This is a genomic window from Micromonospora yongxingensis, from assembly GCF_052601155.1.
Window position 1 is genome coordinate 89,054 of the sequence record NZ_JBQXEO010000008.1, and the last position, 15,299, is coordinate 104,352.

The following is a 15,299-nucleotide window of genomic DNA, read 5'->3' on the forward strand; positions in this document are numbered from 1 at the left end:
GGGCGGTATCGGGTGCGCGACCGACTGCGCCGCGCACCCCGCACTGGCTAGGGTCGCCCGATGCCAACCGACAAGATCACCGCCGCCGCGGCGGGCAGCTGGACCCTGGGCGACCGCACGGTGCACCGGATGGGCTTCGGGTCCATGCGGATCACCGCCAATCCCGACCGCGAGCCGGCGATCGCCCTGCTGCGCCGCGCCGTGGAGCTGGGCGTCAACCACATCGACACGGCCGCCTTCTACGTCTCGCCGGGCGGGACACTGCGGGTGGGTACCGGGCCGGCCCGATACGCCACCGAGCTGATCCGGGCGGCGCTCGCCCCGTACCCGGAGGATCTGGTGATCGCCACGAAGGTCGGCTTCGGGTACGACCCGGAGACCGGCTTCAGCGAGGCGCTCACCCCGGCGCAGCTGCGGGACCAGGTCGAGGAGAACCTGCGCCGGCTCGGCCGTGACCAGCTGGACGTGGTGAACCTGCGGCTCGGTCGGGGACCCGGCCCGGTGCCACTGGCCGAGCGGTTCGGTGCCCTGGCCGAGCTGCGCGCCGCCGGGCTGATCCGGCACCTCGGGCTCTCGAACGTCCGGCCCGAGCAGTTGGCCGAGGTGGCGGACATCGCGCCGGTGGTCTGCGTGCAGAACAACTACGGGGTGGACGCCTACCGCGAGCAGGACCCGTTCGTCCGGGCCTGCGGCGAGCGGGGCATCGCCTACGTGCCCTTCTTCGCGGTGGCCGGCACCGGCCGGGAGGCGGGCGCGAGCGCCGAGCAGAGCGAGGCCGTCGAGGCCGTCGCGCGGGCCCACGGCGTCACCCCGCACCAGGTACGCCTGGCCTGGACCCTGCACCAGGGCCCGCACGTGCTGGCCATCCCCGGCACCGCCAACCCGGAACACCTCACGGCGAACATCGCCGCCGCCTCCCTGAACCTGACCCCCGAAGATCTGACCCTCCTGAACTGACGCCCCCACCTCACAACCGCCCCGGTGATCATGGAGTTAGCGTCCTCGATGCCGGCGTGTCGCGTCGCCAACTTCATGATCAACGGGGCTTTGGGGGTCAGGCGCGGAGCCAGACTCGGAGCGGTCCGAGCGGGACGAAGCCGGCCCTGAGGGCCGGGGCGAGGTCTGGGCCGGACTCGTAGCCGAGCAGTGGCAGGTGGGGCAGGGTGGTGAGCACTGCGTGCCAGATGTCGTCGGGGTCGCCGGTGCGGGCGAACAGGTTCGACACCCCGTACGGGCCGTCGCCGCTGACCACCGCGCCGCCGACGATCGCGCCCCGGTCGTCGTAGCGGGCCAGCACCCGGACCCGGGGGTCGGCCAGCAGCGCCGGTCGGAACAGGTCCCCGCCGCCGTGCGCCGTCGCCCAGGCGGCCAGCCGTTCCGGTGTCGTGACGCGGTCCAGCGTAGCGCCGCCCGGTGGGTCCGCTGACGGCCGGTGGATCCACTGCGCGTCGAAGAGCACCCGGAAGCCGTGCCCGGACAGGTCGAGGTCGGCGAAGCTGTCCTTCACCGACGCACCGGACCCGGCGTCGATCCGGGCCAGCAGCGCCCCGGCGTCGACGCCGGGGCGCAGCGTGACCGCGTCCGGGTACCAGGGTGGGGAGCGACGGGGGACCGACCAGGCGTCGGCGTCGGTCCGGCCGGTCACCCCGTGGGTGCCGCAGACGACGTCGCACCAGTCGGCGTTGTTGCGGGCCGCCGCCCCCCGCACCTCCTCGGACACGCCACGCAGCCTAGGACCTCAGGAACTGGTGAGGATGACCAGTTGCTGCGTCGCCCGGGTCATGGCGACGTAGCGGTCGACCGCTCCTTCGACGCCCTCGCCGAACGCCTCCGGATCGACGAGGACGACCAGGTCGAACTCGAGCCCCTTCGACAGCTCCGGGGTCAGCGACCGGACGCGGGACGTCGCCTCGAAGGTGGGATCGCCGATGACGCAGGCGATGCCGTCGGCGTGCGCGGCGAGCCACGCGTCGAGGATCGCGCCCAGGTCCGACGCGCATCCGCGTACGACGGGGACGCCGCTGGCGCGGATCGAGGTCGGCACGTTGGCGTCCGGGAGCACGGCCCGGATGACCGGCTCGGCCTCCGCCATGACCTCCTCAGGCGTGCGGTAGTTGATGCTCAGGGAGGCCAGGGTGACCCGGTCCAGCCCGATCCGTTCGAGTCGTTCCTGCCACGACTCGGTGAACCCGTGCCGGGCCTGGGCCCGGTCCCCGACGATGGTGAAGCTGCGGGACGGGCAGCGTAGCAGCAGCATCTGCCACTCGGCGTCGGTCAGTTCCTGAGCCTCGTCCACGACGATGTGCGCGAACGGGCCGGCGAGCTGGTCCGGCTCGGTGCTGGGCAGCGCGGCCTCGTCGACCAGGGCATCCTGGAGATCCAGTTGGCGCAGGCTCGACAGCACACCTTCACCGTCGTCGTAGGTGTGGGCCTCGATCAGGTCGTCGATGACCGTGGCCATGCGCGCGCGTTCGACGGCGACGGTGGCGTCGTGCCGACGCTGACGCCCCGACGCCTCCCGGTCGCCGAGCCGCTGCCGTGCCGCGTCCAGCAGCGGCAGGTCGGACACGGTCCAGGCCCGGGCATCGTCGCGCTGTAGCTTCCGGACCTCGTCCGCGCTGAGCCAGGGCGCGCACCTGCGCAGGTAGGCGGGTACCGACCACAGGTCTCCGACGAGGTCGGCCGCGTCGAGCAGCGGCCAGGCACGGTTGAAGGCCGCGCGCAGCTCCCCGTTCCGCTCCAGCGCCCCGCGGACCAGGTCGTCCGGCTCGTCGCCGTCGTACTTGTTGATCAGGATCGTGAGCAGTTCCTCCCAGATCTCGTCACGCGCCTCGTTGTGCGGGGTGCCGGGCCCCGGCGCCTCGAACGCCTCGGCCCAGTCGTCGGCGCTCAGCCACAGGTCCGACTCGTCGGTCGCGACCGTCATCCCCTTGGCCGGCGGCTCCTCGTAGAACCGGACGGCCGCCTCGACCACCCTCACCACATCCGCGGACGACTTGAGCCGGGCCACGTCGGGGTCGGTCTCGATCGTCGCCGCGGCGCCCTCCGCGACGAGGTCCCGCAGGGTGCAGATCTGCACCTCCTCCTCGCCGAGGCTGGGCAGGACGTCGGCGACGTAGGACAGGTAGGGCTGGTGCGGGCCGACGAACAGCACCCCGCCCCGCCGGTGACCGAGACGAGGATCGGCGTAGAGGAGGTAGGCGGTGCGGTGCAGGGCGACGACGGTCTTGCCCGTGCCCGGACCGCCGTCGACGACGAGCGCACCGCTGGATCCGGCGCGGATGATGGCGTCCTGGTCGGCCTGGATCGTGCTGAGCACGTCGCGCATCCGGTTCGACCGGCTGCTGCCCAGGCTGGCGATGAAGGCGGACTGGTCGTCGAGCGCGGCGTGCCCCTCCAGGCCGTCCGCGGCGAAGACCTCGTCCCAGTAGTCGCTGATCCGGCCGAGGGTCCAGCGGTACCGGCGGCGGCTGGCCAGACCCATCGGGTTGGCATGGGTCGCCCCGAAGAACGGCTCAGCCGCGGGGGAGCGCCAGTCGAGCAACAGCCGCCGGCCCTCGCTGTCCGTGAGGCCCTGGCGTCCGACGTACACGGGCTCGGGATCGTCGACGCTCACCATGCGTCCGAGGCACAGGTCCAGACCGAAGCGACGCAGTCGGCGCAGGCGCGCGGTCAGCCGGCGGACCTCCTGGTCCCGGTCCACCGCCTGCCGGCCCTTGCCGCTGGGCGCCTTGCGGGCGGTGTCCAGACGGTCGGACAGGTCGGCGTACGTCTGCTCCAGGCTCTCCGCGATGGCCGCGAAGTGCTGCTCGTCGCGGGCGATCAGCGCCGCGTCGGCCTTGGGGGAGAGGTGGTCGGGAAGGGCGAACACGCTGGTGGGCGCGGGGTTCAAGGGCACTCCCAATTCGGCAGAATCTGGCCTCGGCCGGCAATTCTGCGGCACAACTGGGGTCTTGCGGCAAGGCCCCCAGTGCGATATATGTTGAGAGTGGAAGGGAGGGGTTCCTCCCTTTTTGCATGGTCCGCTCGGCGGGCGCCTCCCCGCGAGGGCCTCGGCACCTGCCCGCGTCGGTCAGGGCAGCCGGTCGGCGTACACCAGATCGATCGTGTCGGTGCGGCCGGCCCAGCGGAGTTCGAGGTGCCAGCAACCCGCCCGCGGCATGTCGATGATCGATGGCCCGGGGCCGCCGGCGACCTCCCTGCTCACCCTGGCGCCGGTGCCGTCCAGCGTCGCGGTGATCACCAGGCTGGCCGGCGACGTGCTCGCGGCGGACGACGTCGCGGGGCGGGACACCCAGAGGATCTTGTTGTTCGACCCGTCCTGCCGGACCTGCGCCAGCGGGTGGGCGAACAGCACCGCCACGATGTCGCCGTTGGCGCCGAAGACGTGCGGGACGCGTGCGTCCCCGCTGAAGCCGGCGTCCGCCCAGTCGGGTAGGGGGCCCGTCTCGACCCGGGAACCGCAGCCTGTCGCCGGGCTCGCCGTCGTCGTGGTGGTCGGAGCACCGGCCGGCGTGGCCGACTGGCCGGTGCCCGTGCACCCCGCCGTCAGCAGGACGACCGACCCCAGCATGAACCTGCCCCAGGAACCCATCTCGCCCCTTCCGGAACCCGCGCTTCTGCGTCTCACCATCAGGACACCGGCCGGGACCGCCAGGTTCCCTGTCCCGCTAGTCGAGCGACCCGGCGATCGCGATCGCTTCGAGCTTGGTGAGGTCGCCCTCAAGCCGGTAGCTCACGCCGCCCTCCTGCCAGATCAGGGTCGAGGCGGCGAGCCGGGCCGTCTCCCGGCGAACCTCTCCCGAACGGTCCACGTAGGCCAGGACGTGTGGACCGCCGACCCAGATGGCGAAGTCGCCGTCGACCTGGGTCCACTCCGCTCCGGGCCGGACCGTCTGCTTGTGGAAGGCCAGGTCGAGGTGGCCGTCGAACGCGTCGATGCGCAAGGCACCCGCGTCGTAGAGCAACGTCGCCACCCGGCAGGCGCCCGTGCCGTCGGGATCGGCTACCAACACCTGCTCGGGTGGGCCGAGCTTCGCCGGGAGGCGGATCGGGAAACGCACCGCGCGTTGCGCCTCGTCCAGCGCGGCGGCCCGCTGCGAGGGCAGCGGAGACGGAGTGCCGACGGGCAGTTCGGGTGCGGACGACGTGACAACGGTGACTCCGGCGAAGCGCAGCAACCCCGCCATGGCGTCGGCGAGCGCGGCCCGCCCCGGCGGCAGCACCGCCACCAGCAGCGCGACGAGCGCCGCGGCGACACAGGCGCCCCACCGGCGTCGCCGGGGCGCGGGCGCGGTCAGCTGTGCACGTACGCGGGCGGTCACGTCGGGTGGGTCGGGCGTCTCCAGCCAGGTCGAGAGATCGCGCAGCTCCCTTTCCAGGTCACCCATGCCGGACCTCCTCCCGGTCGAGCAGACCGCGGAGCTTCGCCAGCGCCCGGGACGTCCGCGACTTGACCGTGCCCCGGGGCCACCCCAACGTCGCCACCGTCTCCTCCTCGCTGAGATCGAGGAAGAACCGGCAGACGATCACCTCACGATCCCGCTCCGGCAGTTGGCGCAGGGCCTCCACCAGCCGCGCGCGGCGCTCTCCGGCGAGGACCGCCCCGACCGCGCCGTCCTCGGCGACCTCCGACGCAGGGTTCGCCGCCGCAGCCCGCAGGGCGAGACCGTCCCGCCGGCTGCGGGACCGGTGCAGGTTGCGGGTCTCGTTGGCGACGATCGCCAGCAGCCAGGACCGGAAGGACGAATCACCCCGGTAGCGGGACAGGCTGCGGTAACCCTTCACAAACGCCTCCTGGGTGACGTCCTCGGAATCCGAGCCCGCGCCGAGCAGCACCGCCGTCCGGTACGCGGACGCGGTGTGCCGGGCGACCAGGAGGTCGTACGCCTCCAGGTCACCTGCCCGAGCGCGGCTGACGAGCACGTCGTCGTCCAGGGGGACCTCCGGTTGCATCACACTCATGACACCGCCCCGGCGCAACGGGTTCCACCCGCGGCCCGGCCAGCTCACTCCCACCCGGCGTGCAGCGTATTGCCAGGAATCGGTGGTGCACTGGTGGGAGCGTCGAGGAGAGGGGTGGGGCATGGGCTGGTTCAGTCGACGGGCACGGGGCACCGAGGCGACCCCGACGAAGCTGGACCGGGAGGCGACCCGGGACGACCTCGCGGCGCTGGAGGCGTTCATCGCCAGCCGGCAGGGGGTGGAGTTCTACCTGGAGCCGGAGACCACCGCCACGGACACGACGGTGGTGGCGATCGCCCACGACGGCGAGTGGATCCGCCGCCGGACCGGCACACCGCGCGCGGCGGGCGCCATCGCCCGCAAGCACGCGGTGCCGCTGTACGAGGCGGCCCGCACCGGCTACCCGGAGCGGATGCGGGTGTGGAACCGGGCGCACCCGGAGCGCCACGCGCGCTGAGCGTCGCCCGTCACACTTTCCGCGCTCGTCGGCGGGCGTCACGACCAACAGGTGGCTCGCCTCCGGTCTGTCCGGCGCGCCAGCGTGCCAGCCGGCCGACGAGGTGACCGAACCGCGGGCGATGACGGCGGTCGACGTCGCGGATAGATGGCGTCCGCTGGTCCGGCCGCCTCGCCGGGCCCGGTCGAACGGACGGTCACCCGCCGTCTGGCCAGGCAGTCCCGGTCCCGCCCGTCCTTTGCTCTGCTTCAGCGGACGCAACAGTGCGGGCGTTTTTCGTTGCGTGGGTTGAAGCAGAGCAAAGGACGAGGACATCGACCCGGAGGTCCGCCCGCCGGCGTCTCCGGCGCCCACACATCAGCGGACCTCGATCGCCGTCACCCGCCGTTGTGCGGGGCGGGGTGCCGTTGACCGGCGGCGGACGGGTGTGGCAGCATTCGCGGCCTGACGGCAGTGAAGGAAGTCGGTGTGATTCCGACGCGGTCCCGCCACTGTCACCGGGGAGTGATCCCCCCTCGTGCGTCACGGCCGTGTGTCTGCGGTTGGAAGGCCGGGGGAGAGCGTCGATCCGGAAGCCAGGATACTTCGGCCGTCGGGACGTACCCCAGGGCGTGGACACCCGAGGAGGACCCGATGACGCACGGCGTCTCTTTCACCGACGAGCACGGTCATGACCCGCACGGCGGGCGCTCCGCCGTGCCCGCACCCGGCCGCGCCGGCGTGCGCCAGGCCGGCCGTGCGCACGGCCGCGCCGGTCACCGGCACCGCTGAGTCGCGCACCCGGCGATGACCGGCTCCCGACGCCCACGTCGGTGACCCGCTCGCCGGGCCGTCGTACCGGCTGACGCCGCACCACCCCCGCTTCGTCCAGGTCGCCCCGGTGGCGGCCGGGGCGTCACTCTCCGGAGCCTTCCGTGCGCATCCTGCTGCTCTCCACCGCCGACACCGACCTGCTGGCCGCCCGGGCCAGCGGCGCCGGCTACCGGCTGGCCAACCCCGCACGCGTCGCCGCCGACGAGGTGCCCGCCCTGCTCGACGGGGTCGACCTCGCCGTCGTACGCCTGCTCGGGGGTCGGCAGGCGTGGCCGGACGGCCTCGCCGCGGTGCTCGCGAGCGGCCTGCCGACGGTCGTGCTCGGCGGCGAGGCGGTGCCCGACGCGGAGTTGATGGCCGTCTCCACCGTGCCGTCCGGAGTGGCCACCCAGGCGCTGGCGTACCTGGTCGAGGGCGGCCCGGACAACCTGGGCCAGCTGGCCCGGTTCCTCTCCGACACGGTGCTGCTCACCGGCGAGGGCTTCGCCCCGCCCGCGCCCACCCCGGCGTACGGGGTGCACGGCGACCACCCGGTCGACCCGGACCGGCCCACCGTGGGCATCGTCTTCTACCGGGCGCACGCGCTGGCCGGCAACACCGGCTTCGTCGACGTGCTGGCCGACGCGGTACGGGCGGCCGGCGGCAACCCGCTGCCCATCTTCTGTGGCTCCCTGCGCGGGCTGACCGCCGGTGCCGGCCCGCTCGGCCTCTTCGCCCGCTGCGACGCGCTGCTGGTCACCGTGCTCGCTGCCGGCGGCGCGGTCGCCGCGGACGCCTCCGGTGGCGGCGACGAGGACGCCTGGGACGTCGGCGCCCTGGCCGCCCTGGACGTGCCGGTCATCCAGGCGCTCTGCCTGGCCAGCACCCGCGAGCAGTGGGCCGGCAGCGACGCCGGACTGTCCCCCCTGGACGCGGCGATGCAGGTGGCCATTCCCGAGTTCGACGGCCGGATCGTCACCGTGCCGTTCTCGTTCAAGCGGATCGACGCCGACGGGCTCTCGGTGTACGCCGCCGACGCCGAGCGGGCCGCCCGGGTGGCCGGCATCGCGGTGCGCCACGCCCGGCTGCGCTACGTGCCGAACGCCGACAAGCGGGTCGCCGTCGTGCTCAGCTCGTACCCCACCAAGCACTCCCGGGTCGGCAACGCCGTCGGGCTGGACACCCCGGTCTCGGCGGTCCGGCTGCTCGCGGCGCTCTCCGACGCCGGCTACCACCTCGGCGACGCACCGCTGCCCGACGACGGCGACGCACTCATCCACGCGCTGATCGCCGCCGGCGGTCACGACGTGGAGTGGCTCACCCCGGAGCAGTTGGCCGCCGCCGAGGCCCGGGTGCCCGGGCAGACGTACCGGCGCTGGTTCGAGGGCATCCCGGCCGAGCTGCGGGAGCGGATGCGGGAACACTGGGGTGAGCCTCCCGGCGAGCTGTACACCGACGGCGGGGACATCGTGCTCGCCGGGCTGCGCTTCGGCAACGTGGTGCTGCTGATCCAGCCGCCGCGCGGCTTCGGGGAGAACCCGATCGCCATCTACCACGACCCGGACCTGCCGCCCAGCCACCACTACCTGGCGGCGTACCGCTGGCTGGCCGCGCCGGTCGCCGACGGAGGCTTCGGCGCGGACGCCGTCGTGCACCTGGGCAAGCACGGCACCCTGGAATGGTTGCCCGGCAAGGGCCTGGGCCTCGCCGCCGACTGCGCGCCGGACGCGGTCCTCGGCGACCTGCCGCTGGTGTACCCGTTCATCGTCAACGACCCCGGCGAGGGCACCCAGGCCAAGCGGCGGGCGCACGCCGTCGTGATCGACCACCTGGTGCCGCCGATGGCCCGCGCCGAGACCTACGGCGACCTGGCCAAGCTGGAACAACTGCTCGACGAGTACGCCACCGTACAGGCGCTCGACCCGGCCAAGGTGCCGACCGTGCGGGCGCAGATCTGGGACCTGGTACGCGCCGCCGAGCTGCACCACGACCTGCACGCCGAGGCCATGCCGGACGCCGACGACTTCGACGACTTCGTGCTGCACCTCGACGGCTACCTCTGCGAGGTCAAGGACGTGCAGATCCGCGACGGGCTGCACATCCTCGCCGCCGCGCCGACCGGCGAACCCCGGGTCAACCTGGTGCTCGCCGTACTGCGCGCCCCGCAGATCTGGGGAGGCGCCCGCGCCCTGCCCGGCCTGCGGCAGGCGCTCGCCGCCGCGTACGCCCTCGACGAGCAGGAACTGCTCGCGTCACCGGGACAGCGGCTGGCGCTGCCGACGGCGCTGACCGACGTCGTGGACGGGCCGGCTGCCACCGCCGCCGACGCCGTCGACCTGATCGAGGCACTCGCCCGGCGGCTGGTCATCGGGATGGAAACCCTCGGCTGGACCGCCACCGCCGCCGACGCGGTCGTCGAGGAGGTGACCGGCCGAGCCATCCCGGAGGCCGCCGCCGTGCTGCGCTTCGCCGCCACCGAACTGGTGCCCCGGCTGGACCGGACCACCGACGAGCTGACCAACACCCTCGGTGCGCTCGACGGCCGGTTCGTGCCGCCCGGCCCGTCCGGCTCACCCACCCGCGGCCTGGTCAACGTGCTGCCCACCGGGCGCAACTTCTACTCCGTCGACCCCAAGGCCATCCCCAGCCGCAACGCCTGGGACGTCGGCGTCGCCCTCGCCGACTCGCTGCTGGCCCGGCACCTCGCCGACACCGGGGCGTACCCCCGCTCGGTCGGGCTGACCGTGTGGGGCACCAGCGCGATGCGCACCCAGGGCGACGACATCGCCGAGGTGCTCGCGCTGCTGGGTTGCCGGCCGGTCTGGGACGACCGGTCGCGGCGGGTCACCGGCATCGAGGTGGTGCCGACCGCCGAGCTGGGCCGGCCCCGCGTCGACGTCACCGTGCGCATCTCCGGCTTCTTCCGCGACGCCTTCCCGCACGTGGTGGCGCTGCTCGACGACGCCGTCCGGCGCGTCGCCGCCCTCGACGAGCCGGACGCCGAGAACTACGTCCGGGCGCACGTCACCGCCGACCTCGCCGAGCACGGCGACGAGCGGCGGGCCACCGCCCGGATCTTCGGCTCCAAGCCGGGGGCGTACGGCGCCGGGCTGCTGCCCCTGATCGACGCCCGGACCTGGCGCAGCGACGCCGACCTGGCCGAGGTGTACGCGGTCTGGGGCGGCTACGCCTACGGCCGTGGCCTCGACGGGCGGGAGGCGCGCGCGGACATGGAACGCTCGTTCGCCCGGATCGCGGTCGCGGTGAAGAACCAGGACACCCGCGAGCACGACATCGTCGACTCCGACGACTACTTCCAGTACCACGGCGGGATGGTGGCGATGGTCCGCCACCTCACCGGTACGTCGCCGCAGGCGTACGTGGGTGACTCGGCGATGCCGCACGACGTGCGTACCCGCACGCTGGGCGAGGAGACCCGGCGGGTGTTCCGGGCCCGGGTGGTCAACCCGAAGTGGATCGCCGCGATGCGCCGGCACGGCTACAAGGGCGCGTTCGAGCTGGCGGCCACCGTGGACTACCTGTTCGGCTACGACGCCACCGCCGGGGTCGTCGACGACTGGATGTACGAGCACCTGGCCGCCGCGTACCTCTTCGACGAGACCACCCGGGAGTTCCTGGAGCGGTCCAACCCGTGGGCGCTGCGCGGCATCACCGAGCGGCTGCTGGAGGCCGCCGACCGGGGGCTGTGGGCCAAACCCGAGCCGGCCACGCTCGACCGTCTCCGCGACACGTACCTGGCCAGTGAGGGTGACCTGGAGGAGCGCGCATGACCACCTACCCGTTCAGCGCCGTGCTCGGCATGGCCGACATGCGGCTGGCCCTGCTGCTCAACGCGGTCTCCCCGGCGGTCGGCGGGGTGCTGGTCCGGGGTGAGAAGGGGACCGCCAAGTCGACCGCGGTACGCGCCCTGGCCGCGCTGCTGCCTCCCGTACCCCGGGTCGTGGGTTGCCGGTTCGGTTGTGACCCGGCCGAGCCCGACCCGGCCTGTCCGGACGGCCCGCACCCGGCCGACGCCTCGGCCGAGACCCGCCCGGCACGCCTGGTGGAGCTGCCGGTCGGCGCCGCCGAGGACCGGGTGGTCGGTTCCCTCGACCTGGAGAAGGCCCTCGGCGAGGGGGTGCGCGCCTTCGAACCGGGCCTGCTGGCCGCCGCGCACCGGGGCGTGCTCTACGTCGACGAGGTCAACCTGCTGCACGACCACCTGGTCGACCTGCTGCTGGACGCGGCGGCGATGGGCCGAAGCCACGTCGAGCGGGAGGGCGTCTCGGTCAGCCACGCCGCCCGGTTCCTGCTGGTCGGCACCATGAACCCGGAGGAGGGGGAGCTGCGCCCGCAGTTGCTCGACCGGTTCGGGCTCACCGTCGAGGTCGGCGCCAGCCGCGACCCGGCGATCCGGGTCGAGGTGGTCCGCCGCCGGCTCGCCGCCGACGCCGACCCGGCCGGTTTCGCCGCCCGCTGGGCCGGCGCCGACGCCGAGATCGCGGGCCAGGTGGCCGCCGCCCGTCGCCGGCTTCCCGGGGTACGGCTGCCCGATGCCGCCCTGCGCCAGATCGCCGAGGTGTGCGCGGCGTTCGACGTGGACGGGATGCGCGCCGACATCGTCACGGCGCGTACCGCGCTGGCGCACGCCGCCTGGCACGGCCGGGACCGGGTCACCATCGACGACGTCCGGGTGGCCGCGCGGCTGGCCCTGCCGCACCGCCGTCGCCGCGACCCGTTCGACACACCGGGCCTGGACGAGAAGCGCCTCGACGAGGCGTTGCAGCGGGCCCAGGACGCGCACCCCGACGACCCGGACGACGGCGGCCCGACCGATCGTGGCCCGGACGACGGCGGCCCGACCGACCGTGGCCCGGACGGCGGCGGTCCAGGGGGCACCGACGGCCCGGGCGGCGGCGAGGGACGCGACACGGACGAGAGCGGCCCCGACGGGAGCGGCGCGGAGGGCGACCGGCATCGGACCGACCCCGGATCGGGTCGGGCCGGGCAGTCGGCCGTCGGCGACACGGGTCCGCAGGGACAGGCCGATCCGGGCGGTGGGTGGCCGCAGCGCGGGGGCGACGACGACGGCTGGGGCGGACCCGATCAGGACGGCGGCCCGCGCGGCGACGGCGGCGACGGCACGGCCAGCGGGTCGGCCGACGGCTATCCGAGTCGCGGCGGGGCGCACGCCACGGCGGGCGGTCAGCCGGTGGCCGTACCCCGGGGTGGGTTGACGGCCCGCCTGCTCACCGCCCCCGGCGTCGGTGACGGGGTGCCCGGCCGGCGCTCGCGTGCCCGCACCGGGCGGGGCCGCACCACCGGGTCCCGGGTACCGGCGGGCCGGGTCGGCGCGCTGCACCTGCCCGCGACGGTCCGCGCCGCCGCCCCGCACCAGGCGGCCCGGGGCCGCCTGATGGGCCCGCTGCGGTTGCGCCCGGACGACGTACGCGAGGCCGTCCGCGAGGGCCGTGAGGGCAACCTGGTGCTGTTCGTGGTGGACGCGAGCGGCTCGATGGGTGCCCGGCAGCGGATGACCACCGTCAAGGACGCGGTGCTCGCCCTGCTCACGGACGCGTACCAGCGGCGGGACAAGGTCGCGGTGATCGCCTTCCGGGGCGCCGGCGCGCGGACGCTGCTGCCGGCGACCTCGTCGGTGCTGGCCGCGTCGACCCGGCTGGCCGAGCTGCCCACCGGTGGGCGTACGCCCCTGGCCGAGGGGCTGCTCGCCGCCGCCGACCTGCTGCGGGTGGAGCGCCTCCGTGACCCGAAACGGCGCCCCCTGGTCCTCATCGTCACCGACGGCCGAGCCACCGCCGGCATCCGCCCGCTCGACCGGGCGGCCGGAGCCGCGGCGGTCCTCGCCGCGACGGGCGCCCCCTGCGTCGTCGTCGACTGCGAAACGGGACCCGTCCGCCTGAACCTGGCCCGCCGCCTGGCAACCCAGCTGAGCGCCCCCCACACCCTCCTGGCCGCCCTGACCCACCCCCAACCCCGCGATCGTGCACATCCTGTCGCGGCATAACGGACGAAGCGCACACATGACGGACAGAAACTGCAAGATCGCGGGAGTGCCCGCGGGATGGGGGACGTGCTGATGCCGCAGGGGAAGCCGAGCATTGTGCCCGTCGACGGGTTGACCACCCGGCAGCGACGGCACCGGCCGTTGTTGATGGTCCACACCGGGCAGATGAAGGGGAAGTCCACCGCTGCCTTCGGGTTGGCGCTGCGGGCGTGGACCGCCGGCCTGCCGGTCGGGGTGTTCCAGTTCGTCAAGAGCGCCAAGTGGCGGGTGGGCGAGGAGAACGCCTTCCGGGCGCTCGGCGAGGTGCACGAGCGCACCGGCCAGGGCGCACCGGTGGCCTGGCACAAGATGGGCGAGGGCTGGTCCTGGATCCAGCGCGGCGCCGACGCCGACCACGCCGCCGACGCCCTGGAGGGCTGGCGGCAGATCCAGCGGGACCTGGCCGCCGAGCGCTACGGGCTGTACGTGCTGGACGAGTTCACCTACCCGATGAAGTGGGGCTGGGTGGACGTCGACGAGGTGGTGGCCACCCTGGCCGACCGTCCCGGTTTCCAGCACGTGGTGATCACCGGCCGGGACGCCGACCCGAGACTGGTGGCCGCCGCCGACCTGGTGGCCGAGCTGACCAAGGTCAAGCACCCGATGGACGCCGGCCAGAAGGGCCAGAAGGGCATCGAGTGGTGAGCGACGTCGAGCCGTGGGCGCTGCCCCGGGTGGTGGTCGCCGCACCGGCCAGCGGTCACGGCAAGACCACCGTGGCCACCGGTCTGCTCGCCGCGCTGCGCCGCCGGGGCCTGACGGTCAGCCCGCACAAGGTCGGGCCGGACTACATCGACCCCGGCTACCACGCCCTCGCCGCCGGCCGGCCCGGCCGCAACCTCGACCCGTTCCTGGTCGGCGCGCGGCGGATCGCCCCGCTGCTGCGCCACGGCGCCACCGTCCCGACGCCCGCCGACGTGGCCGTGGTGGAGGGCGTGATGGGTCTGCACGACGGCGCCGTCGGTCGCCGCGACTACGCCTCCACCGCGCACGTGGCCCGGCTGATCGAGGCACCTGTGCTGCTGGTGCTGGACACCACCGCGCAGGGCCGCTCGGCCGCCGCGCTGACGCTGGGCATGGCCGCCTTCGACCCGGCCGTACGGATCGGCGGGGTGATCCTCAACCGGGTCGGCTCGCCCCGGCACGAGACGCTGCTGCGCGACGCGCTGGCCGAGGTGGGCGTACCGGTGCTCGGCGCGGTCACCCGGGCCGCCGAGGTGGCCGCACCGGCCCGGCACCTGGGACTGGTTCCGGTCGCCGAGCGGGCGCCCGAGTCCCTGGCGATCGTGACGGCCCTGGCCGAGCTGGTCGAGTCCACCGTGGACCTCGACGCCGTGCTCGACCTGGCCCGGACCGCCCCGCCGCTGACCGCCCCGGCGTGGAGCCCCGTCGCCGCCGTCGACGGACCGGCCGGCGCGGAGCGGCCACGCGTCGCGCTCGCCGGTGGTCCGGCCTTCACCTTCTCGTACGCGGAGACCGCCGAACTGCTCACCGCGTCCGGCGCGGACGTCGTCACCGTCGACCCGCTGCGCGATCCGGCGCTGCCCGCCGGCACCCGCGCGGTGGTCGTCGGCGGCGGCTTCCCCGAGGCGTACGCGGAGGCGCTGGCCGGCAACACCGCGCTCCGCGCCGAGCTGGCCGCCTTCGACGGGCCGATCGTGGCCGAGTGCGCCGGGCTGCTCTACCTCGGGCGGTCCCTGGACGGGGTGCCCATGTGCGGCCGGCTGGACCTGACCGCCCGGATGACCGGCCGGCTCACCCTCGGCTACCGGGAGGCGGTGGCCGTCACCGACTCCCCGGTGAACCGGGCCGGCGAGCCGGTACGCGGCCACGAGTTCCACCGCACCACCACCGACCCGGGGCACGGCGACCGGCCGGCGTGGCGTTGGGGCGGCGCGGAGCACGGCTTCGTCGCCGGCCGGGTGCACGCCTCCTACCTGCACACCCACTGGGCCGGGCACCCCGGCGCCGCCCGCCGACTGGTGGAGGCGTGCCGATGAGCGCCGACGGCGGTGTCGACGC

12 protein-coding genes and 1 riboswitch are annotated in these 15,299 nt (G+C 74.4%); of the genes, 7 read left to right on the forward strand and 5 right to left on the reverse strand.

Annotated features, from left to right (window positions below):
• Positions 1-60 precede the first annotated feature (60 nt).
• On the forward strand, positions 61-957 hold the full coding sequence (locus ACTWLT_RS12450) for an aldo/keto reductase (RefSeq protein ID WP_445318512.1): 897 nt from the start codon (positions 61-63) through the stop codon (positions 955-957).
• A 97-nt stretch (positions 958-1,054) separates the two neighbouring features.
• Here ACTWLT_RS12450 and ACTWLT_RS12455 read toward each other — a convergent pair whose 3' ends face one another.
• The 5 genes from ACTWLT_RS12455 to ACTWLT_RS12475 all read right to left on the reverse strand — a co-directional run bounded on the left by ACTWLT_RS12455 (position 1,055) and on the right by ACTWLT_RS12475 (position 5,964).
• Positions 1,055-1,720, reverse strand: coding sequence for a hypothetical protein (locus tag ACTWLT_RS12455; protein WP_445318513.1), 666 nt, complete (start codon positions 1,718-1,720; stop codon positions 1,055-1,057).
• Positions 1,721-1,738: 18 nt separating this feature from the next.
• The gene (gene helR, locus ACTWLT_RS12460) at positions 1,739-3,892 is read right to left on the reverse strand and encodes an RNA polymerase recycling motor ATPase HelR (protein ID WP_445318514.1); all 2,154 of its coding nucleotides are present in this window, start codon (positions 3,890-3,892) and stop codon (positions 1,739-1,741) included.
• A 180-nt stretch (positions 3,893-4,072) separates the two neighbouring features.
• A complete protein-coding gene (locus ACTWLT_RS12465; RefSeq protein ID WP_445318515.1) occupies positions 4,073-4,573 on the reverse strand; it encodes a hypothetical protein in 501 nt (166 codons plus the stop codon).
• A gap of 97 nt (positions 4,574-4,670) precedes the next feature.
• Positions 4,671-5,390 carry a hypothetical protein gene (locus ACTWLT_RS12470; RefSeq protein WP_445318516.1) on the reverse strand — a complete coding sequence of 240 codons (720 nt, stop codon included), beginning with the start codon at positions 5,388-5,390 and terminating at the stop codon, positions 4,671-4,673.
• A complete protein-coding gene (locus tag ACTWLT_RS12475; protein ID WP_445318517.1) occupies positions 5,383-5,964 on the reverse strand; it encodes an RNA polymerase sigma factor in 582 nt (193 codons plus the stop codon). Before ACTWLT_RS12475 ends, ACTWLT_RS12470 begins: the two co-directional genes overlap by 8 nt.
• 121 nt (positions 5,965-6,085) lie before the next feature.
• Between ACTWLT_RS12475 and ACTWLT_RS12480 the strand changes: the two genes are divergently transcribed.
• The 6 genes from ACTWLT_RS12480 to ACTWLT_RS12505 all read left to right on the forward strand — a co-directional run bounded on the left by ACTWLT_RS12480 (position 6,086) and on the right by ACTWLT_RS12505 (position 15,277).
• The gene (locus ACTWLT_RS12480; protein WP_252415575.1) at positions 6,086-6,421 is read left to right on the forward strand and encodes a hypothetical protein; all 336 of its coding nucleotides are present in this window, start codon (positions 6,086-6,088) and stop codon (positions 6,419-6,421) included.
• A gap of 431 nt (positions 6,422-6,852) precedes the next feature.
• Positions 6,853-7,029, forward strand: a riboswitch (cobalamin riboswitch).
• Between the two features lie 25 nt (positions 7,030-7,054).
• A complete protein-coding gene (locus tag ACTWLT_RS12485; protein ID WP_445318518.1) occupies positions 7,055-7,192 on the forward strand; it encodes a hypothetical protein in 138 nt (45 codons plus the stop codon).
• 143 nt (positions 7,193-7,335) lie between these two features.
• Positions 7,336-11,004 (forward strand): cobaltochelatase subunit CobN, encoded by a 3,669-nt coding sequence (cobN, locus tag ACTWLT_RS12490; RefSeq protein WP_445318519.1) that lies wholly within the window; start codon positions 7,336-7,338, stop codon positions 11,002-11,004.
• A complete protein-coding gene (locus ACTWLT_RS12495; protein ID WP_445318520.1) occupies positions 11,001-13,238 on the forward strand; it encodes a magnesium chelatase subunit D family protein in 2,238 nt (745 codons plus the stop codon). Before cobN ends, ACTWLT_RS12495 begins: the two co-directional genes overlap by 4 nt.
• A 72-nt stretch (positions 13,239-13,310) precedes the next feature.
• Complete coding sequence (gene cobO, locus ACTWLT_RS12500) at positions 13,311-13,922, forward strand: cob(I)yrinic acid a,c-diamide adenosyltransferase (RefSeq protein ID WP_445318640.1); 612 nt, start codon at positions 13,311-13,313, stop codon at positions 13,920-13,922.
• The gene (locus ACTWLT_RS12505; RefSeq protein ID WP_445318521.1) at positions 13,919-15,277 is read left to right on the forward strand and encodes a cobyrinic acid a,c-diamide synthase CobB; all 1,359 of its coding nucleotides are present in this window, start codon (positions 13,919-13,921) and stop codon (positions 15,275-15,277) included. Before cobO ends, ACTWLT_RS12505 begins: the two co-directional genes overlap by 4 nt.
• Positions 15,278-15,299 lie beyond the last annotated feature (22 nt).